The sequence below is a fragment of the Streptomyces sp. CA2R106 genome (assembly GCF_037034245.1).
Taxonomy (GTDB): domain Bacteria; phylum Actinomycetota; class Actinomycetes; order Streptomycetales; family Streptomycetaceae; genus Actinacidiphila.
In genome coordinates this window covers 455740-475702 of the sequence record NZ_JBAGKC010000003.1, presented here as the reverse complement: position 1 = coordinate 475702, position 19963 = coordinate 455740, and the positions used below count along the sequence as shown (strand labels likewise).

Annotated in this window: 13 protein-coding genes; 3 read left to right on the top strand and 10 right to left on the bottom strand. The window is 74.1% G+C overall.

Annotation, left to right across the window (positions count from 1 at the left end):
- Positions 1-55 precede the first annotated feature (55 nt).
- On the bottom strand, positions 56-409 hold the full coding sequence (locus WA788_RS07665) for a hypothetical protein (protein ID WP_335972866.1): 354 nt from the start codon (positions 407-409) through the stop codon (positions 56-58).
- Complete coding sequence (locus tag WA788_RS07660) at positions 406-2796, bottom strand: FdhF/YdeP family oxidoreductase (protein ID WP_335972863.1); 2391 nt, start codon at positions 2794-2796, stop codon at positions 406-408. Before WA788_RS07660 ends, WA788_RS07665 begins: the two co-directional genes overlap by 4 nt.
- 360 nt (positions 2797-3156) lie before the next feature.
- On the opposite strand from WA788_RS07660, the gene WA788_RS07655 reads away from it, so the two are divergent.
- Positions 3157-4971: an RICIN domain-containing protein gene (locus WA788_RS07655; protein WP_335972862.1), complete on the top strand. Its 1815-nt coding sequence runs from the start codon at positions 3157-3159 to the stop codon at positions 4969-4971.
- A gap of 86 nt (positions 4972-5057) precedes the next feature.
- On the opposite strand, the gene WA788_RS07650 is transcribed toward WA788_RS07655, so the two are convergent.
- Both WA788_RS07650 and WA788_RS07645 read right to left on the bottom strand, forming a co-directional pair.
- On the bottom strand, positions 5058-7097 hold the full coding sequence (locus WA788_RS07650) for an NPCBM/NEW2 domain-containing protein (RefSeq protein WP_335972859.1): 2040 nt from the start codon (positions 7095-7097) through the stop codon (positions 5058-5060).
- 291 nt (positions 7098-7388) lie between these two features.
- Positions 7389-8576 (bottom strand): UDP-N-acetylglucosamine--N-acetylmuramyl-(pentapeptide) pyrophosphoryl-undecaprenol N-acetylglucosamine transferase, encoded by a 1188-nt coding sequence (locus WA788_RS07645; protein WP_335972855.1) that lies wholly within the window; start codon positions 8574-8576, stop codon positions 7389-7391.
- Between the two features lie 168 nt (positions 8577-8744).
- On the opposite strand from WA788_RS07645, the gene WA788_RS07640 reads away from it, so the two are divergent.
- Positions 8745-9182 carry a hypothetical protein gene (locus tag WA788_RS07640; protein ID WP_335972853.1) on the top strand — a complete coding sequence of 146 codons (438 nt, stop codon included), beginning with the start codon at positions 8745-8747 and terminating at the stop codon, positions 9180-9182.
- A gap of 31 nt (positions 9183-9213) precedes the next feature.
- On the opposite strand, the gene meaB is transcribed toward WA788_RS07640, so the two are convergent.
- From meaB to WA788_RS07615, 5 genes are all read right to left on the bottom strand, one after another.
- The gene (gene meaB, locus WA788_RS07635) at positions 9214-10218 is read right to left on the bottom strand and encodes a methylmalonyl Co-A mutase-associated GTPase MeaB (RefSeq protein WP_335972849.1); all 1005 of its coding nucleotides are present in this window, start codon (positions 10216-10218) and stop codon (positions 9214-9216) included.
- A gap of 7 nt (positions 10219-10225) precedes the next feature.
- Entirely contained in the window at positions 10226-12514 is a 2289-nt protein-coding gene (gene scpA, locus WA788_RS07630; protein WP_335973095.1) for a methylmalonyl-CoA mutase, read from the bottom strand.
- On the bottom strand, positions 12514-14355 hold the full coding sequence (locus WA788_RS07625; protein WP_335972846.1) for a methylmalonyl-CoA mutase subunit beta: 1842 nt from the start codon (positions 14353-14355) through the stop codon (positions 12514-12516). Before WA788_RS07625 ends, scpA begins: the two co-directional genes overlap by 1 nt.
- A gap of 215 nt (positions 14356-14570) precedes the next feature.
- Positions 14571-15239 carry a GntR family transcriptional regulator gene (locus WA788_RS07620; RefSeq protein ID WP_335972843.1) on the bottom strand — a complete coding sequence of 223 codons (669 nt, stop codon included), beginning with the start codon at positions 15237-15239 and terminating at the stop codon, positions 14571-14573.
- Between the two features lie 73 nt (positions 15240-15312).
- Positions 15313-16398: a 4-oxalomesaconate tautomerase gene (locus tag WA788_RS07615; protein WP_335972840.1), complete on the bottom strand. Its 1086-nt coding sequence runs from the start codon at positions 16396-16398 to the stop codon at positions 15313-15315.
- Between the two features lie 194 nt (positions 16399-16592).
- Between WA788_RS07615 and WA788_RS07610 the strand changes: the two genes are divergently transcribed.
- Positions 16593-18167: an MFS transporter gene (locus WA788_RS07610; protein WP_335972837.1), complete on the top strand. Its 1575-nt coding sequence runs from the start codon at positions 16593-16595 to the stop codon at positions 18165-18167.
- A 120-nt stretch (positions 18168-18287) separates the two neighbouring features.
- On the opposite strand, the gene WA788_RS07605 is transcribed toward WA788_RS07610, so the two are convergent.
- Complete coding sequence (locus WA788_RS07605; protein ID WP_335972834.1) at positions 18288-19787, bottom strand: glycosyltransferase family 39 protein; 1500 nt, start codon at positions 19785-19787, stop codon at positions 18288-18290.
- Between the last annotated feature and the right edge of the window lie 176 nt (positions 19788-19963).

Sequence of the window (19963 nt, the reverse complement as noted above, 5' to 3'; positions counted from 1 at the left end):
GGCGCCCTCCTGACGGGACGCTGACGGCCACCGCGCGGCCCGGCCGGCCCGGTGCTCAGGCCAGGCGGCAGGGGACTTCCAGGTCCTCCGAGAGGTAGTGGATGGCGCAGACCCGGTGGTAGCCGTCGGCGATCAGCAGCGGCCGGCCGCGCAGCAGCAGCACCGGGGAGAGTTTCTTGCCGAGCACCGCCTTCTTCATGTCGTGGGCGACGTGCGGGTTGCGGGCGGACAGCAGCTCCAGGCCCGAGGCGCGCAGGATGTCCTTGGCCTTCCTGGACGTGGTGGGGACCGCCCGCAGGCGCCGCACCGCGTCCTGGGCCTGCTCGGGCGGCAGCAGGAGTTCGAGGTAGTCCGCGGCCGCGGGGAAGTCGTGCTCCTCGGGGTCCTTCTTCCACACCGGGTCGGTCATCGCGCCTGCTCCCCGCCGCCGGCCGTCGCCCGGGGGGTGACGGTGACCTTGAGGTGCTTCATGATCGGCTGGTCGCTCTGCGTACTGCGGTCGCCGATCGCGCACAGCACGTTCATCTCGGGCATGTAGCCGGCCGCGCAGCCGCGCGGGATGCCGTACGGGATCGCGAGGTAGCCCTCCAGGGTGCGGGTGCTGCCGTCCCCGGCGGTGCTGGTGATGTCGACCGGGTCGAACGGGTCGAGTCCGCGCTCGCCCATGTCCTCGGGGTTCATGAAGACCAGGGTGCGCAGGTTGCGCACCCCGCGGTAGCGGTCGTCCTCGGAGTAGATCGTGGTGTTCCACTGGTCGTGCGAGCGCATCGTGCCCAGCGACAGGGTGCCCGGCGCGGGCCGGACGTCCGGCAGGGCCGCGGTGGAGAACTCCGCCCGCCCCGACGGGGTGTGGAAGATGAGCTCCCGTGCCGGCTGCCTGATCCGGAAGCCCAGCGGCAGCCGCACCCGGCGGTTGAAGTCCTCGAAGCCGTCCAGGACCTTGGCCATGGTGTCGCGGATGCGGTCGTAGTCCTCGACGTACCACTCCCAGGCGGTGGCGCTGTCCGGGAGGGCGGCGCGGGCCAGGCCCGCGATGATGGCGGGCTCGGAGAGCAGGTGCGGGGAGGCCGGGCGCTTCATCCCCACCGACAGGTGCACCATGCTCATCGAGTCCTCGACCGACGTGCTCTGCACCCCGCCCGGCCGCTCGTCCTTCTCGGTGCGGCCCAGACACGGCAGGATCAGGGCCTGGCGGCCGTGCACCAGATGGCTGCGGTTGAGCTTGGTGCTCACCTGCACGGTGAGGTCGCAGGCCCGCAGCCCCGCGAAGGTGTACGCGGTGTCGGGCGCGGCCCGCGCGAAGTTGCCGCCCATGCCGACGAAGACCTTCACCTCGCCGCGGTGCATCGCCTCCAGGGTGCGGACGGTGTCCAGGCCGGGCGCGCGCGGCGGGTCGATGCCGCACACCGCGGCCAGCCGGTCCAGGAACGCGGCCCCGGGCCGGTGGTCGATGCCGCAGGTCCGGTTGCCCTGCACGTTGCTGTGCCCGCGCACCGGCGAGGGCCCGGCGCCCTCGCGCCCCAGGTTCCCGCGCAGCAGCAGGAGGTTGACGATCTCCCGGACGGTGTCCACCCCGTGCTCGTGCTGGGTGATGCCCAGGCACCAGCTGAAGATGCTGCGGTCGGCGTCGCGGTAGACCTGCGCGGCGGCACGGATGTCCGCGCGGGTCAGACCGCTCTGCTCCTCGATCCGCGGCCACGGCGTCCGCTCGCACAGCGCCCGGTACTCCGCGAAGCCGCTGGTGTGGCGCTCGACGAACTCCGCGTCCAGCGCCTTCGGGTCGACGGCGGCCAACTCGAACACGGCCTTGGACATGCCGCGCAGCAGCGCCATGTCCCCGCCGATGCGCACCTGGAGGTCGAGGGTGCCGGTCGGGGTGGACTTCGCCAGCGCCATGTCGGTGAACTCGTGCGGCACGATCGTCCGGGTCGCGGCCGCCTCGACCAGCGGGTTGACGTGCACGATCTGCGCGCCGCGGCGGTAGGCGGCGGCCAGCGCGGTGAGCATCCTCGGCGCGTTGGAGGCGGCGTTGACGCCCAGGACGAACAGCGCGTCCGTCGCCTCCCAGTCCCCCAGGTCCACGGTGCCCTTGCCGGTGCCCAGCGCCGCGGTCAGCGCCCGGCCGCTCGCCTCGTGGCACATGTTGGAGCAGTCCGGCAGGTTGTTGGTGCCGAGCTCCCGGGCCATCAGCTGGTACAGGAACGTCGCCTCGTTGCCGAGCCGGCCCGAGGTGTAGTAGGCGGCCCGGTTCGGGTCGTCCAGCGCCCGCACGGTGCGGCCGAACAGCGCGAAGGCGTCCGCCCAGGTGATGGGCACGTAGTGGTCCGAGGCCGCGTCGTAGACCATCGGCTCGGTCAGCCGGCCCTGGTCCTCCAGGGCGAAGTCGCTCCACCCCGACAGCTCGGTGACCGAGTGCGCGGCGAAGAAGTCCCGGTCCACCCGCTTGCGGGTCATCTCCCAGGTGACGTGCTTGATGCCGTTCTCGCAGATGTCCAGGTGCAGGCCCTTGGTGTCGTCCGGCCAGGCGCACCCGGGGCAGTCGAAGCCGCCGTTCTCGTGGTTCATCTTCATGATCGCCCGCGGGCCGTCCAGCAGCTCGCCCTGCCGGGCCAGCGCGCGGCCGACGCTCGCGGCGGCGCCCCACCCCGCGGCCGGGTGGCGGTAGCGGCGGAAGGCGGGGCGGCCGTCGGGCGCGGCGGCCGGCTGCGGCGCGGCGCCGGGCAGGGCGTCCCCGGTGGCCGGGGCCTGCGCCGCCGCGTCCCCGTCGCGGTGGCCGGTGTCGCCGTCGGTGCTCATGGCTGGGGTCCTTCCGCCGTCGCGGGGGAGGCAGGCGGCGCGGCCTCCCGGCACGTCTCGGGGTTCGCCGCATGCTAAGCCGGGGTGTGCCGGTGCTGCCACGCGACAGGCCGGGCACCGGCGGTTCGCGGGGTGCGCGGAAGCCTGCGGTCGCGCCCCCGATGTTATCGATGCCAAAACCACTTCTCGATGCGGCGAAGCGCCTGGACGAACACGAGATCCAGGCGGTGCGTCCAGTCCGGCTCTGGTGTTATCGATGCCAACTGGCTAGGGTTCCGGGCAACTTCACCACGCCCGCCGTCCGTGCCTCGGACGGCGACGATCCGCCGTCGACCCAACCCCCCGAGACGAAGGACTGGCATGCCATACCCTCGAACAAGACTGGCCGTCGCACTGCTGGCCGCGGCCCTGGCCGTGGTCGGCGCCGGCGCCGGGACCGGCGCGACCGCCGCCACGGCGACCACCACGGCCGCCTCCGGCTACACGGTCTCCGTCGGGACGACCGGCAGCTACGCCTACCCCACCGACACCCCGGCCAGCTCGTACATCGACAAGGACGGCACCTACTACTTCCAGCAGTCCGTCGCCGACTACGGCACCGACGGGCCGCGCTCCTGGGACTTCTTCACCGGCACCGACATGGACACCGCGACCCGCTCCGGCGCGATCAGCGACGCGGTGAACCCGGCCGAGCCGCGCGACCGCAACAACGACACGACCTGGCGCTGCGACAACAGCCCCACCGGCAAGGACGCCACCCCCGCCCCGGCCGGCTCCGGCTACACCCAGCGCAACTTCTGCGACCTGGTGGGCACCTGGGTCGACCCCGACACCGGCGACTGGTACGGGCTGGTGCACAACGAGTTCACCCCGCAGCCCTTCGGCGACGGCATCCACTTCGACGCCATCGACTACGCCGTCTCCACCGACCAGGGCCGCACCTGGACCATCAAGGGCCACGCGCTGACCTCGCCGTACAGCACCGAGCGCGGCGACACCGCGGCCTTCCCGCAGCAGACCTACTACTACGGCGACGGCGACCAGCGGCTGTTCGTCGACACCGCCTCGGGGTACTTCTACGTCTACTACGGCTCGCGCGCGGTGGACAAGAACGGCGGCTGGAAGGCGTTCTACGAGCACGTCGCCCGCGCCCCGATCGCCGCGAAGATGGCACCGGACTCCTGGCAGAAGTGGTACGACGGCTCCTGGTCGCAGCCCGGCACCGGCGGCAAGGAGAGCAACATCGTGCCGGTGGCCTCGGCGGGCGACACCGGCTACACCGACCCCGCCGCCGAGTACGACCCGGCCACCCCGGGCACCGTCAGCGCGCAGGTCGCGGCCGGCACCGCCCCGCCCACCTCGCCGCTGTTCGTGATGGACGTCTCCTACGACGCCTACCTCGGGCTCTACATCGGCGAGCCGCAGGCGGTCGACCAGAGCGGCAACGCGCCCCAGCAGTTCTACGCCACCGCCGACCTCGCCACCCAGAAGTGGACCCTGCTCGGCGACACCGGCGGCTACACCACCGCCTCGTGGTACCGCTGGATGCTGGACAGCGCGAACAAGACCAGCTCCACCATCGTCGGCCGCACCTTCCGCGCCTACTGCTCGATCGCCTGCGCCGACGGCTCCGACGGGCAGTACGCGAACGTGACGATCGACCCGGCCAGGTCCGCCGCCGCGCCGGTCGCCTCGGGCGGCACCTACACGATCGCGAGCGGCGCCGGGCGGGTGCTCGCCGCCCGCGGCGCCGGCACCGCGGCGGCGGCCCCCGCCGCGGGCCGGCCGGCCGCGCAGCGCTGGACGTTCACCGCGAACGGCGACGGCTCGTACCGGATCACCAGCGCCGCCACCGGCCGGGCGCTGGGCGTGCCCACCGGCGCCGCCGCCGGCCGGGCCTGGGGCACGACGCCGGTGCTCACCGCGCTGCCGGCCGCCGGTCCCACCGTCGGGCAGCAGTGGTTCGTGCTGCCCGGCACCTCCGCCGACGGCACGCGGACCGGCACCTTCAAGCTGGTCAACCGCTACAGCGGGCTGGTGCTCGCACTGCCGGCCGCCGCCGGGCGGGGCACCGAGACCACCCCGGCGCGCAGCTGGAGCGACCGCACCGGCAGCGCCGTCGGCGGGCGGCGCGGCGCGGCCGAGCAGACCCTGACGCTGACCGCCGCCGGCTGACCCGGCCCGGTCCCGCCCCGACGGCACGGCACGGCGGGCGGCGGGGCGCCGCAACGCGCCCCCGCCGCCCGCCGGCTGATGTCCCGTCAGGAGCAGGTGACCTGCGCGTCCGCCCAGTCCGCGTGGTCGCTGTCGTTGCCGTCGCCGCCGTCGGTGACGATCAGCTGGACCTGCTGGGCGCCGGTGACGTCGGCGGCCAGCGGGGTCGGCCCGTCGGCATTGGTGAGTACCCCGCTGTCGGCGACCTGCCGGCCGTCGGCGGTCACCTCGAACTCCACGGTGCCCTTGCCGTCCTTCTCGTCGTCCACCCCGACGGTCGCGGTGACCGTGCTGCACCCGCCGCCGAGGTAGTAGGTGACCGTGCTCGGCGCGTGGGCGCCCAGGCCCTTGGCGAAGACGGTGCCGCCGATCGTCAGCGGGTGGCCGTCGCCGGCCGCGGTCTCGCCGTTGCTCTGGTCCCGCTCGACCGGGCCCCACCCGTTCGTGGCGGTCACCCAGTCCAGGTCACTGAGGTAGCTGGTGCCGGACGGCGGCGGCACCTCCACGGTGACACTGCCCGCCAGCGGCACGCTCACCTGCTTGCGGCCGCCCGGCGGATCGTAGCTGACCGTCCCGGACAGCGGGTACGTGCCCTGCGCGGTGCCGGTCGGCGCCGTGACGGTCCACGGCGTGGCGAACGTACGGCCCTTGAGCAGCAGCGGGGTGCCGGTGGCGCCCGCGGCCTTCACCGTCCAGCCCGCCGGGGCGTCCAGGCTGACGTGCAGACCGGTGGCCGGCAGCGCGCCGAGGTCGGTGGCGTAGGTGTCCACGGTCGCGGAGGCGCCGGGCTCGAGGTGGTCGGGCGCGTGCGAGACGCCGGTGTCCAGCAGCGCCGGGTCGCGCAGCGCGGCCGCGCCGCCCGCCGCGCTCGCGCCGACCCGCAGCAGCACCGTGCCGTGCGCGGGCACCGTCGCCGCCAGCGTGCCCGCGCTGTCGTAGTCGGTGTGGCTCCACAGGTCGCGCACCGCGTAACTGGCGCGGCGGGGCAGCCCGGCGGCCTCGGCGGTGGTGGAGATGTGCTGCGCGGTGTCGGCGGAGTTGAACAGCGCCACCGCCCGGCCGCCGTCGGCGAGCTTCTTGCTCAGCACGTAGGTGCCCGCGGAGGTGTCGGAGGAGATGACGGTGGCCGCCGAGCCCAGCGGGTCCTGGTTCAGGGCGATGACGTCCTTGTTGCCGAGGATCGCCAGCGTCTGCGGGGTGGCCTTGCGCAGGTCGGTGCCGATCAGCAGCGGCGCGTCCATGACCGACCAGAGCGAGAAGTGGGTGCGGTACTCCGTGTCCGTCATGCCGCCGTTGCCGACCTCCAGCATGTCCGGGTCGTTCCAGCGGCCCGGTCCGGAGTCGGCGCCCAGCGGCATGTTCGCCTTGGCGATGCCGAGCATGCTCGACCAGGAGTCGTTGATGTCGCCGGTGGTGCGCCAGGAGTTGCCGACGTCGCCGGCCCACTGCCAGGGGTCGTTGACGCCCCACTCGCACAGCGAGAAGACGATCGGGCGGCCGGTGGCCTTCAGCGCGTCGCGCATCGCGGTGTAGCGCGCCACGTAGTCCGCCTGCGTGCCGTCGCTCTGGTTGTTGCAGTTGTCGTACTTGAGGTAGTCCACGCCCCAGTCCGCGAGCGACTGCGCGTCGGTGGCCTCGTGGCCGAGGCTGCCGGGGTAGCCGGCGCAGGTCGCGGTGCCCGCGTCCTCGTAGATGCCGAGCTTGAGGCCCTTGGCGTGCACGTAGTCGGCGGTGCCCTTGATCCCGTCGGGGAACTTCGCCGGGTCCGGCACCAGCCGCCCGTCGGCGTCGCGGGTGTGCGTCTGCCAGCAGTCGTCGATGTTGACGTAGGTGTAGCCGTCGTCCTTCAGCCCGGAGCTGACCAGGTAGTCGGCGGTCTGCTCGATGAGCTGCTCGCTGACGTCGCACCCGAAGGCGTTCCAGTCGTTGAAGCCCATCGGCGGGGTCAGCGCCAGGCCGTTGTCGAGAGCGGCGGCGGGCGCCGCGGCGACGGCCACCTGCGCGGCGGTGGCGGCGGCGCCCAGACCGCCGGCCCACAGCACGCCGGCGGTCGCACAGGCGATCAGCCTGCGGACGGATCTTGGCATGTGGCTTCCTCTGCTCGCGTGATTCGGAGAACCGAACGGAACGGAACAGGGCCGGCCCCTCCCGGCCCCTCCTGGCCGGCCCGGCCTGCGCGCATGCGTCGGACGTCCGGCCGACGGCGGCTCGTGCGCAGGCAATTCAACGTAAGGAAACAGAGTCGAGCATTTTCTTTCGCGGCCACACCGTAGAAGCCGTGACGTGTCTTTGACAAGACATGTGCGGGGAGCACTCACTCCTCTGACGGGCCCGGTGGGAAGGCCGGGCCCGTCGAAGGAGGCGGGGAGGGGGAGGGGTCAGGAGCGGGTGGCCACCGACAGCAGGACGTCCACCAGGCGGTCGGCGGCGTCGGGGCGGCCGTGGGCGCGGGCCTGGGCGGCCATGGCGGCGCGGCGGGCGGGGTCGGTGAGCAGCGGGCCGGCCGCGGCCACGAGGCGGTCCGCGGTGACCTCGCCGATCAGGGCGACGGCGGCGCCGGACTCCTCCAGGTGCCGGGCGTTGTGGGCCTGTTCGTTGCCCGCGGAGGTGGCCAGCGGGATGAAGACGGCCGGCTTGCCCAGCGCCGTCAGCTCGGCGAGGGTGCCGGCGCCGCTGCGCGAGACCACCAGGTCGGCCAGCGCCAGCACGTCCGGCAGCTCGGGGCCCACGAAGCCGGTGAGGTGGTAGCGGGCGGCCAGCCCCGGGTGCAGGCCGGCCACATGGCGGCGCAGGTCGTCCACGTTGGCCGGGCCGCACTGGTGGATGACGTTCGCCCGCTCCAGCAGCCAGGGCAGCGCGTCACGCACCACGTCGTTGATCTGCTGCGAGCCCTGCGCGCCGCCGGTGACGTAGACCGTGGGCAGGCCGCGTTCGAAGCCGTACAGGTTCAGCGCGCTGATCGCCTTGTCCGGGTGGCCGGTCAGCACCTCCGGGCGGATCGGGTTGCCGGTCACCACCGCGAGGGGCCGCAACTGCTCCGGCAGCAGGGCGAGCGAGGAGTCGGAGGACAGCGCGATCCGGGCCGCCGAGCCGGCCAGCTTGCGGTTGGCCAGCCCCAGCCGCACCGTCTGCTCGTGCAGCACCAGCGGGCGCTTGCACATGCGGGCGGCCAGACCTGCGGGCACCGCGACGTAGCCGCCGGTGGCCAGCACGACGTCCGGCCGGAACCCGGAGACGATCCGGCGCGCCTGCGCCACGCCGAGCGGCACCCGCGCCATGTCCCGCATGTTCGCGGGCGAGGCCATCTTCAGCGGGTTGCTGGAGCGGCGGATCTTGCCGGTGACGACGGTGTCGAAGGCGATGCCCTCGGCCGGGGCGACCCGCGCCTCCAGCCCCTCCTCGGTGCCGATCCACAGCACGTCGAGCGCGCCGCCGCCGGCCGCCAGCCGGGCCTGGAGGGTACGGATCGCGGTGAGCGCGGGATATGTGTGCCCGCCGGTGCCGCCTCCGGTGACGATCAGTCGGAAGGAGGACGGGACGGGCGGGGTGGCAGAGGGAGTGTTCACGCGCGCACCCTACCGACTCCGCTGCCGGTCCGCCGCCCGCGGTGCCGCTACCGCGGGCGCACCGGGACCTCGCGGTGCCGCGCAGGGTGCGGTCCGGGGCCGTACGGTGACCGCGCGGACGGCTGCGGGCCACCCGCCGGCCGCCCGGCGGGCACTACGCTGCGGCCCATGGAAGCGACGCTGACGCTCAACTACCCGGCCCCCATACCCGCCGGGCACGAGATCGAGGTGACCGAGTTCGCCGACACCCGGCCGGAGAAGAAGCGCAACAGCTGGCACCCGGCGTGGGACCAGCCCTTCCGGCACCCGGTGATCCTCGATGTCGCCACCAACATCCGCTACATGAACCACATGCACGTCCACCGCGGCGACAACGGCGGCAACAGCTTCACGGCGAACGACTACCCGCTGACCCCGCGCACCGACCTCCCCGTCAGGCGCGTCTACCGGGCCCGGGTGCGGGCCTGCACGCTGGTGATGGTGGAAGGGCTGGACGGCCAGCACACCAAGCTCGTCGTCGAGGTCCTCGGCCCCGCCGACGCGCCCGCAGCACCGCCCGCCGACGCGCCCGCCGCCCCGGAGGACCGCCGCCCGTACGGCCGTTGAGGCCCCCGTCCGGGTTGCCGGTCGGCTGACCTCACGCCCCGGGCGGGGACTGCGGATCGCGGCCGTCGAAGACCGCCAGCAGCCGGTCGGCGGCGCCGGCCGCGGTGATCCTCCCGGCGCGCACCTGCTCCTCCAGGTACGGCGCCGCCGACCGCACCCCCGGGTGGCCGCGCAGGCGCCCCAGCAACTCGTCCTCGACCATCGACCACGCCCACGCGACCTGCTGCTCACGCCGTTTGGCGTCCAGCCGCCCGTCCTTCGCCAGCAGCGACCGGTGCTGCTCCAGCCGCTCCCAGACGGTGTCCAGGCCGCTCGACTCGCGGGCGCTGCAACTGAGCACCGGCGGCGTCCAGGACGCGTCCGCGGGGTGCATCAGCCGCAGCGCGCCCGCCAGTTCGCGGGCGGCGCCGCGCGCGTCGCGCTCGTGCGGGCCGTCGGCCTTGTTGACCGCGATCACGTCCGCCAGCTCCAGCACGCCCTTCTTGATGCCCTGGAGCTGGTCGCCGGTGCGGGCGAGGGTGAGCAGCAGGAAGGAGTCCACCATGCCGGCCACGGCCGTCTCGGACTGGCCGACGCCGACGGTCTCCACCAGCACCACGTCGTATCCGGCGGCCTCCATCACCACCATCGACTCCCGGGTGGCCTTCGCCACGCCGCCCAGGGTGCCCGCGCTCGGCGAGGGCCGGACGAACGCCGACGGGTCCACCGCCAGCCGCTCCATCCGCGTCTTGTCGCCGAGGATGGAGCCGCCGGTGCGCGTCGAGGACGGGTCCACCGCCAGCACCGCCACCTTGTGGCCCAGCCCGGTGAGCATGGTGCCGAAGGCGTCGATGAAGGTGGACTTGCCCACCCCCGGCACCCCGCTGACCCCGATCCGCCGGGCCCCGCCGCTGTGCGGCAGCAGCTGAGTCAGCAGCCGCTGCGCCAGCACCCGGTGCTCGGGCCGGGTGGACTCCACCAGGGTGATCGCCCGCGCCACGAAGGCGCGCCGCCCGTCGAGCACACCCTTGGCATAACCGTCGACGTCCCTGAGCATGCCGCGGCTACAACTCCTCGTGTCCGAGGGCGGCACCGAGCCGGGCCACCAGGTCGCGCGCCGCCTCCGGGATGACCGTGCCCGGCGGGAAGACCGCCGCGGCGCCCGCCTCGTGGAGCGCGGCGACGTCCTGCGGCGGGATCACCCCGCCCACCACGATCATGATGTCCTCCCGGCCCTCGGCCGCCAGCTCCTCGCGGAGCGCGGGCACCAGCGTCAGGTGCCCGGCGGCCAGCGACGACACGCCGACGATGTGCACGTCGGCCTCCACCGCCTGCCGCGCCACCTCCGCCGGGGTCTGGAAGAGCGGGCCGACGTCCACGTCGAAGCCGAGGTCGGCGAAGGCGGTGGCGATCACCTTCTGCCCCCGGTCGTGGCCGTCCTGGCCCATTTTCGCGACGAGGATGCGCGGCCGCCGCCCCTCCGCCTTCTCGAACCGTTCGACCAGGTCCCGGGTGCCCTGCACGGTGGGGGACTGGCCGGCCTCGTTGCGGTACACACCCGTGATCGTACGGATCTGGCCGGCGTGCCGCCCGTAGACCTGCTCCAGGGCGTCGGAGATCTCGCCGACCGTCGCCTTCGCGCGGGCCGCGTCCACCGCCAGCGCCAGCAGGTTGCCCTCCAGGTCCGGGCCCGGCGCGCGGCCCGCGGCCCGGCTCAGCGCGCGCAGCGCGTCCTGGCAGGCGGCCTCGTCGCGCTCCTCGCGCAGCCGCCGCAGCTTGGCGATCTGCTGGGCGCGCACCGAGGAGTTGTCGACCTTGAGCACCTCGATCTGCTCGTCGCTGTCCACCCGGTACTTGTTGACGCCGATCACCGGCTGCCGGCCGGAGTCGATCCGCGCCTGGGTGCGCGCGGCCGCCTCCTCCACCCGCAGCTTCGGGATGCCCGCGTCGATCGCCTGCGCCATGCCGCCGGCCGCCTCGACCTCCTGGATGTGCTGCCAGGCGCGCTCGGCCAGGTCGTGGGTGAGCCGCTCGACGTAGGCGCTGCCGCCCCACGGGTCGATCACCCGGGTGGTGCCGGACTCCTGCTGGAGCAGCAGCTGGGTGTTGCGGGCGATCCGCGCGGAGAAGTCCGTCGGCAGCGCCAGCGCCTCGTCCAGCGCGTTGGTGTGCAGGGACTGGGTGTGGCCCTGGGTGGCGGCCATCGCCTCCACGCAGGTGCGGGTGACGTTGTTGAAGACGTCCTGCGCGGTCAGCGACCAGCCGGAGGTCTGCGAATGGGTGCGCAGCGACAGCGACTTGGGGTTCTTCGGGTCGAACTGCCGCACCAGCCGGGCCCACAGCAGCCGGGCCGCCCGCAACTTGGCGACCTCCATGAAGAAGTTCATCCCGATCGCCCAGAAGAACGACAGCCGCGGCGCGAACGCGTCGACGTCCAGCCCCGCCTCCCGGCCCGCCCGCAGGTACTCCACCCCGTCGGCCAGCGTGTAGGCCAGCTCCAGGTCGGCCGTCGCACCGGCCTCCTGGATGTGGTAGCCGGAGATGGAGATCGAGTTGTAGCGGGGCATCTTCCGCGAGGTGTACGCGAAGATGTCGGAGATGATCCGCATCGAGGGCCGCGGCGGGTAGATGTAGGTGTTGCGGACCATGAACTCCTTGAGGATGTCGTTCTGGATGGTGCCGGCCAGCTTCTCCGGCGGCACCCCCTGCTCCTCGGCGGCCACGATGTACAGCGCGAGCACCGGCAGCACCGCGCCGTTCATGGTCATCGACACCGTCATACGGTCCAGCGGGATGCCGTCGAAGAGCTGCCGCATGTCGTAGATCGAGTCGATCGCGACGCCCGCCATGCCGACGTCGCCGGTCACCCGCGGGTGGTCGCTGTCGTAGCCGCGGTGGGTGGGCAGGTCGAACGCGACCGACAGGCCCTTCTGGCCGGCCGCCAGGTTGCGCCGGTAGAAGGCGTTCGACTCCTCGGCGGTGGAGAAGCCCGCGTACTGGCGGATCGTCCACGGCTGGTTGACGTACATGGTCGGGTACGGGCCGCGCAGGTAGGGCGCGATGCCGGGGTAGGTGCCCAGCGCGGGCAGGCCCCGCACATCGGCGGCGGTGTACAGCGGCTTGACGCCGATGCCCTCGGGGGTCTCCCACACGAGGTCGGAGGCGCCGCCGCCGGCCGCGGACTCCTTCACCGCCGCGCGCCACTGCTCCAGGGTGCCGCTGTCGGCGCTGCCCTCGGCGCCGGCACCGCCGCCGTCGCCGGTGCCGAGCGAGATCTGCGAGAAGTCGGGGATCGGGGAGGAGCCGGGGGTCGCCGACGGCTCGGAGGTCGAAGAAGGGTCGGGGGTCTGCATCACGCCGCCACTCCCGCGCGGTCGAGGACGGTGGTCAGGACGGCGACGGCGTCGCAGCCCAGGAAGACATGGCCGTCGGCCCCGGGCGCCACGGCGGGCTTGCCCGCCACCCCGGTCCAGCGGGCGCCGGCCGCGCGCAGCGCCGCGACGACCGCCTCGGCCTGCTCGGCGTAGACGGCGTCGCTGGAGCACACGCAGGCCAGTTCGGCGCCGCTGGCCGCGAACGCCTCGGCGACGCCGGCGGCGTCCACGGTCACCGGGTCGTGCACCGGCTGGACGCCCCCGGCCTGGAAGAGGTTCGAGGCGAAGGAGACCCGCGCGGTGTGCACCGCGGGCGGGCCGAGCGCGGCGAGGAAGACTCGCGGGCGGACGCCGGTGGCGGCCAGATGGGCGTCGGAGCGGGCGCGCAGCACTTCGTACGCCTCGTCGCGCCGCACCTTCGGCAGGCCGCCCGCCGGCTCGGCCGGGGCGCTGACGCGCTCGACCGGCCGCTCGGCCAGGTCCGGGAACTCGCTGACGCCGGTGACCGGTTCGCGGCGCGTGGCCAGCCGGCGGCCGCGGTCCTGCCAGGTGGCCGCGATCCGCTCGCCGACCAGCCCGGCGGAAAGCGCCCGCTCCTGGCCGCCGGCCGCCTCCAGCTCCTGGAAGAACTCCCAGGCGCGGTGGGCGAGTTCGTCGGTGAGGCACTCGACGTACCAGGAGCCGCCGGCCGGGTCGGCGACCTGGCCGAGGTGCGACTCCTCCAGCAGGATCGAGGAGGTGTTGCGGGCGATCCGGCGGGCGAACGCGTCGGGCCGGCCCAGCGCCTCGTCGAAGGGGAGCACGGTCACCGCGTCGGCGCCGCCGACCCCGGCACCCAGGCAGGCGAGGGTGGTGCGGAGCATGTTCACGTACGGGTCGCGGCGGGTCATCATCACCGTCGAGGTGACGGCGTGCTGGTGCTGCCCGCCCGCCGCGGGGGCGCCGGCCGCCTGCGCGACGCGGGCCCAGGTCCGGCGGGCCGCGCGGAGTTTGGCGATGGTGAGGAACTGGTCGGCCGTGGCGGCGTAGCGGAACTCCAGCCGGCCGCAGGCGGCGGCGACGTCCAGTCCGGCGGCGGTCAGCGCCCGCAGGTAGGCGACGCCGGTGGCGAGGGAGGCGCCCAGTTCCTGCGCGGCCGACGCGCCGGCCTCGTGGTAGGGCAGCGCGTCCACGGTCAGCGCGCGCAGCCGCGGGTAGCGCTCGGCGGTGCGTACGGCCAGCGCGAGGGCGTCGTCGTAGGCGGCGGGGGCGCCGGTGCGGGCGGCCAGGCCCAGCGGGTCGGCGCCGAGGTTGCCCGCGGCCTGCGCGGGGTCCACGCCCCGCTCGTCCAGCAGCCGCAGCAACTCCTGTGCGGCGGCGCCGGTTTCGGCCCCCGCCTCCAGGACGACCGGCGCGAGGTCGAGGTAGACCCCGTCCAGGGCCCGCCCGAGGCCGGCGACCGGCAGGCCCGCGCCGCCCACCGTCAGCCACACCGAGGTGGCGCCGTTCTCCAGGTCGGCGAGGATCGCCTCGTTGGCGGCCGCGGGGTCCGGCGTGAGGTGCCGCTGGCGTACGTCCCAGCCGCCGAGCGGCCGGCTGCCGCGTACGTACGGCGGGAAGCCGGGCAGGCCCGGGTCGGGCGCGGTGTCGTCGGCGGTGTAGAGCGGGCGCACGCTGATGCCGTCGCCGAGGTCGGTGGACAGGGCGCGCTCGGCCTCCTCGCCGGAGAGCTCGCGGCCCGACTTGCGCAGTACGCCCGCCACCAGCTCGCGCCACTGCTCGCGGGTGGCGGGCGGGAACGCGTCGGGTGCGGAGACGCCGTCGTCCGGCAGAACAGTCATGGGACAGATGCTAGGCAAGGCCGGGGCCCGGTGTCTGCATCGTTCGCCGTGTTCCTACCGCCCCGTAGCGTGACATCGGGCACGCCGGGCGGCCGGGAGCGGCGGCCCGACGTGCGGCTTCGCCGCCATTGCCGCAGGTGGCCCGGCCGTAGTGGTGAAAGGCCCGCATGGGGTCCGCCCCCGCTCCGCCCGGGCCGCCGCGGCGGCGGAGTGGATCAGTGGGGGTTTTCCAGGGCGGGCAGGGCGCTGACGACGGAGTGCAGGTGCGCGCGCATGGCGGCCTCGGCGGCGGCCGTGTCACCGGCGCACACCGCGTCGATGACCGCGAGGTGCTGGGGGAGGGAGACCTGCGGGCGGCCCGGGTGCATGGCCAGCCGGAACTGGCGGCGGACGTTCTGGCCGTGCAGGCGCTCCAGCACCGCGCGGGCGGTGTGCTGGCCGCTCATCTCCAGTACCCGGCCGTGCAGGCGGCGGTTGAGGTCGGAGTAGCCCAGCACGTCGCCCGCCGCCACCGCCGCCTTCATCCGGGCGCCGAGGTCGAGCAGCACCTCGCGGTCGGCGTCGGTGACGCGCTCGGCGGCCTTCGCGGCGCACAGGCCCTCCAGGGCCATCCGGACCTCGGTGATCTCCACGGCCTCGTCGAGCGAGACGGCGCGCACCCGGGCGCCGCGGTTCTGGATGCGCTCGACCAGCCCCTCGGTGGCGAGTTGGGCCAGCGCGTTCCGCACGCTCGCCCGGCTCGCGCCGAACTGCTCGGACAACTCGGCTTCCACCAGGCGCTGGTTGGGGGCGAAGTCCCCGGCGGTGATGGCCTCGCGGATCGTGTCGGCGACCTTCGACCCGGCCGGGTCCGCCGCTGCGGCCGGCCTCGCGGTCACAGCCATGACCTGTACCCCCATCGCTGCATTGGCGACAATATTGTTCTCCACATCGTAACCGGCCCCCGGGGTCCGGTCGTCATCCGGCCGGGCGGGGGAAGACGCGGCCGTCGAAGAGCTTGCGCGCGGTGCGCACCAGGCGGGAGCGGCGCACCCGGGGCGGCAGCTGCCCGCCCGCCAGCTCCACCTGGACCTCCAGCCGCCCGCTCGGGTGCTCGATGCCGAGCGGCTCGCCGGGGGAGGGCAGTTCGGCCAGGTCGTGGCCGACGGCGCCCGGCAGCAGCAGCGCGGTCGCCACCGTGACGGCGCCGAGCACCCCGATCGACTCGTGCGGGCGGACCGGGATGAAGGTGCGGGTGCTGATCGCGCCGCCGTGCCGCGGTGGCGCGATCAGGGTGGTCTTGGGCACGGGCGCGTCGCGTACGTCGCCGAGCCCCATCAGCCGGCCCGCCGCGATCCGCAGTGCCTGCACCCGCGCGGCCAGCCGGGCATCGGCGGCCAGTTCCGCGGTCGTCTCGTAGCCGGTGGCGCCCAGGTCGCGGGCGTCGGCGACCACCACGGGCATGCCGTTGTCCAGGCAGGTGGCCTCGACGCCGTCGACCAGGTCGCGGACGTTGCCGGTCGGCAGCAGGGCGCCGCAGGTGGCGCCCTCGGTGCCGGCGAAGTCCAGCAGGATCGCGGCGGCGGTGCCGGGCACGCCGCTGATCGCGGTCCCGCCGTCGTAGCGGACCGCGCCGCCGGGGGTGGCGAAGTCGGCGGTGGCCAGGCTGCCGGAGTTGAGCATGCGCACCCGCACCCGCGTACGGTCCGCGCCCGCGGCGACCAGGCCGCGTTCGACCGCGAACGGCCCGACCCCGGCGAGGATGTTGCCGCAGTTCTGCGCGGCGGAGACGGTGGCCGCTCCCACGCCGACCTGGAGGAAGAGGTAGTCCACGTCCGCGCCGGGGTCGGGCGAGGCGCCGACCACCGCGACCTTGCTGGTGAGCGGGTGGGCGCCGCCGACGCCGTCGATCTGCCGGGGGTCGGGGCTGCCCATCACCCGCAGCATCAGCGCGTCCCGCTCGCCGGGGTCGGCCGGCAGGTCGTCGGCGAGGAAGTAGGCGCCCTTGGAGGTGCCGCCGCGCATCAGCATGCACGGCAGTCCGGCGCCGGAGGTGGGCTGCATGGTCGTCTCGCTTTCGCGAAGGAGCTTCCGGCGTGACTCTAGGGGCGCCCCGAAGGATCGTCAACAATCTTAGTCACAACTCTTGCGCCAAAATCAGCGCCAGTTTACGGTCCGTTGACGCGGCCAACCCGCCGGTCCGGCGCCCCCACGGGGTGAGCGCCCGGCCCCCCTTGCGAAGCGAGCGAAGGACCACGATGACAACAGCGACAGGGCAACACCCCTCCGCGGACGGCGGGGGCGCACTGCGAACGGGAACGGTCGTCGCGGCGCTATTCGCCGTGTGCCTGGCGCAGATCGGCCTGGCCATGCCCGCCACCCTCAACGGCACCTTCCAGGAGGTCTTCGAACCCAGCGGCTCCCAGCTCACCTGGATATCCGACTGCTCCCTGCTGCCGATCACCGTCCTCGAACTGACCTGCGGGGTGCTCGGCGACCTCTTCGGCCGCAAACGGCTGCTGCTGGGCGGCGCGCTGCTGCTCGCGGTCGGCGAGGCGGTGTCGGCCGCCGCCCACCAGATCGGCGTGATGTGGACCGGCCAGATCATCGCGGGCATCGGCTGCGCGGCGCTCTTCCCCACCACCCTCGCCATGCTCGTCGCCGGCGAGCGCACCGCCGCCCGGCGCGCCCGGATGATCGCGCTGTGGGCCGCGGTGCTGTCCACCGGCAACTTCCTCGCCCCGCTGCTCGGCGGCATCACCGCCACCTACTTCCAGTGGCGCTGGGCCTTCACCGTCGTCGTCGTACTCGCCCTCGGCGACGCGCTGCTCACCCACTTCTTCGCGCAGGACTCCCGCTCGCCCGCCGGCCGCTCGCTCGACCCGCTCGGCCAGACCACCGTCGGACTCGGCCTGTGCGCCCTGCTCTTCGGCGTCATCCAGGGCGCCTCCGACGGCTGGGGCAGCGCCACCGTGGTCGGCGCGTTCGTGCTGTCCGGCGTGTGCCTGGCCGCCTTCGTCGCGGTCGAACTGCGGGTGGCCAACCCGCTGCTGCGCCTGGACCTGTTCCGCTCCCGCAACTTCGCGCTCGCCTCGGCCGTCACCGTGGTCGGCATGTTCGCCTTCCTCGGCACCGCCTACGCGATCAGCCTGCGGATGGGCCCGATCCAGGGCCAGAGCTCGATGCGCACCGCGGTGGCGTTCCTGCTGCTGAGCGGGCTGACGATCTTCCTGCTGCCGCTCACCCACCAGCTCATGCGCGCCCTGGAGGCGCGCTGGGTGCTCGGCCTGGGCTTCCTGCTGATGGCCGTCGGCGACTTCCTCGCCGGACGGCTGCCGATCTCCGACAGCGCGCTGCCCTCGCTGATCGTGCCGATGGGGCTGGTCGGCGTCGGGTTCAGCTTCGCGGTCTCCGCGGTCACCGCGACCGCGGTCGAGACGGTCCCGCACGACCTGGCCGGCATGGCCAGCGCCACCACCAGCATGCTGCGCGACTTCGGCTTCACCCTCGGCCCCGCGGTGATCGGCGCGATCGCCACCGCCAACGCCGTGCACCACTTCAGCGGTTCGCTCACCGCCTCCACGCTGGGCGCCGCCGACAAGGCGAAGGCGCACGGCATCCTGTCCGCCGACGGCCCGGTGGCGGTGCTGCACGCCGACCCGTCCGCGTCCGGCCTCGCCTTCAAGGCCCTCGGGCACGCCTACGCGCTCGGGTTCGAGGTGTGCGCGGCCGCCGCGCTCGCCTGCTGCCTGGTGACGGTGCTGCTGCTGCGCTCCGCGGAGCAGCCCGAGGCCGCGGCGGTGGCCGAGCCGGCCAGCCCCGCGGCGATCTGACGGCCCGCCGCGGCGCCCGCCCCACCGCTTCGGCCCCGTCGCACCACCGCCCGGTCGCCATGCGAAAAACACGGCGGCCGGGCGAACGGCCGTACGGGGCAGGTGGGTTCAGCGGTCAGCTCAGGCAGGTGTCCGCCCGGTCGCCGGCGTCGGTCGGGCCGGCCAGGGAGCCCGCGACAGGAAGACCGGGCTCTGCCGGTCGCGGCGTACCGGCCCGCGAAGACAGCCGTGGTGTCTTCTGACGTAGACGGTGACGTGCGCCCCGCCGGCCTCGGTTGTCGCGTGCGGGTCGAAGCAGCGCCGGAGCGTGGCTGCTTTCGCTTCGTCCTGCTGGTCGGCCGATGCGGGTGACCCTGCGCGGACGGCGACTATGCGGTCGAAGGCCGGCATGCGTGCCGCGACGGTCCGGGCGGGAAGTTCGACGCCGGCGAGCGTGTCCGACGAAACGGCGTCCCGCGCCAGCGCCAGGTCGGTCAGGAAACGGGTGTCCTCCGGGTCGGCTGCCGTCAGGACCCGGGCGGTACCGGGAAGGTAGACCAGCCCGTCCCCCGGACGGCCTGCCGCGCGTACGGCGGCGCCGATGGCCGTGACGTTGTCGCTCCGGCTTCGGGGCGTCCTCAGCTCGATGCTCGCCGGGACGAGCGCGGCCAGAAGGGCCGTCGCGGCCAGCGCGGAGGCCACGACGGTCCACGTGCTGCGGGAGGAGGCCCGCCGTCGCAGGAAGCGGTCGATCCGCGCTCCCAGGAGCAGGGCGAGTCCGATGTTGCCGTAGACCACGTACCGGTCGACGAAGAGCGGCACGGCCGGTGAGACGGCCAGCAGCACGAGTCCCGGGAGCACGAGGACCGGCACGGCCAGCGCGGACAGCCGTACCGGCCCCCGGCCTCCCAGGGGCACCGTCGCACAGGCCGCACCCACGGTTGCCGCGACCAGGAAGTAGCCGGGCCGCACCGGACCGCTGATCCAGGAGACCTGCTCCGACTGGCCGATGCTGCAGACCGCCAGCGGCAGCAGCCCGACGGTCACGCACACGGCGGCCAGCCCCCACCCTTTGAGCACCGGTCGCGGAACCCGGGAGACGAGCAGGGTCGCGCCGTGTGCGACGAGTGCCAGGACGGCGAACTCGTGGAGCAGGCAGGCCAGCAGCATCACGCAGCCGTAGACCGCCCACCGCCGGCGGGCCCGCGGCAAGGCGCCGGCCGCGAGCAGGTACGTGGCCCATGCGATCAGCGCGCAGACCATGGCGTAGGAGCGGCCTTCCTGCGCGTACTTCTGCACCTGGGGAAGGAGGGGCAACACCAGCCCGGCCAGCAGCCCGGTGCGCGGCCCGGTCAGGCGCCTTCCGAGCAGTCCGACCCAGCCCGCCGCCGCGGCCATGGCCAGCACGGACGGCAGCCGCAGCGTCAGCAGCCCTCCGCCGAAGAGGCGGAAGAGCTCGTGCATCACGGTGTAGTAGAGGGAATGCACCAGATCGGCATGCCGGGCGGTGCGCCAGATCTGCGCGAGGTCGCGATGGGCGAGCTGGCACGTGACGGACTCGTCCCCCCACATGGTGTTCTGCCTGCGGATGCCCCACAGCCCCAGAACGACGGTCAGCGCCGCCGGCGCGAGGACGACCACCGCTGGGGGCGGGCCCGGTGGTTCCTCACGGCCAGGCGCGGGAGCGGGGCCCTTTCCGGCGGCAGCGGCGTCGGCAGCGGGGGAGGGGGCGGGGGCGCGCTCGAACACGGACATCGGCGGCGGGGCCTTTCAGCGGTGGCGGAAGGAGCGCCGCCAGCGTGCCCGTACCTCCTTGA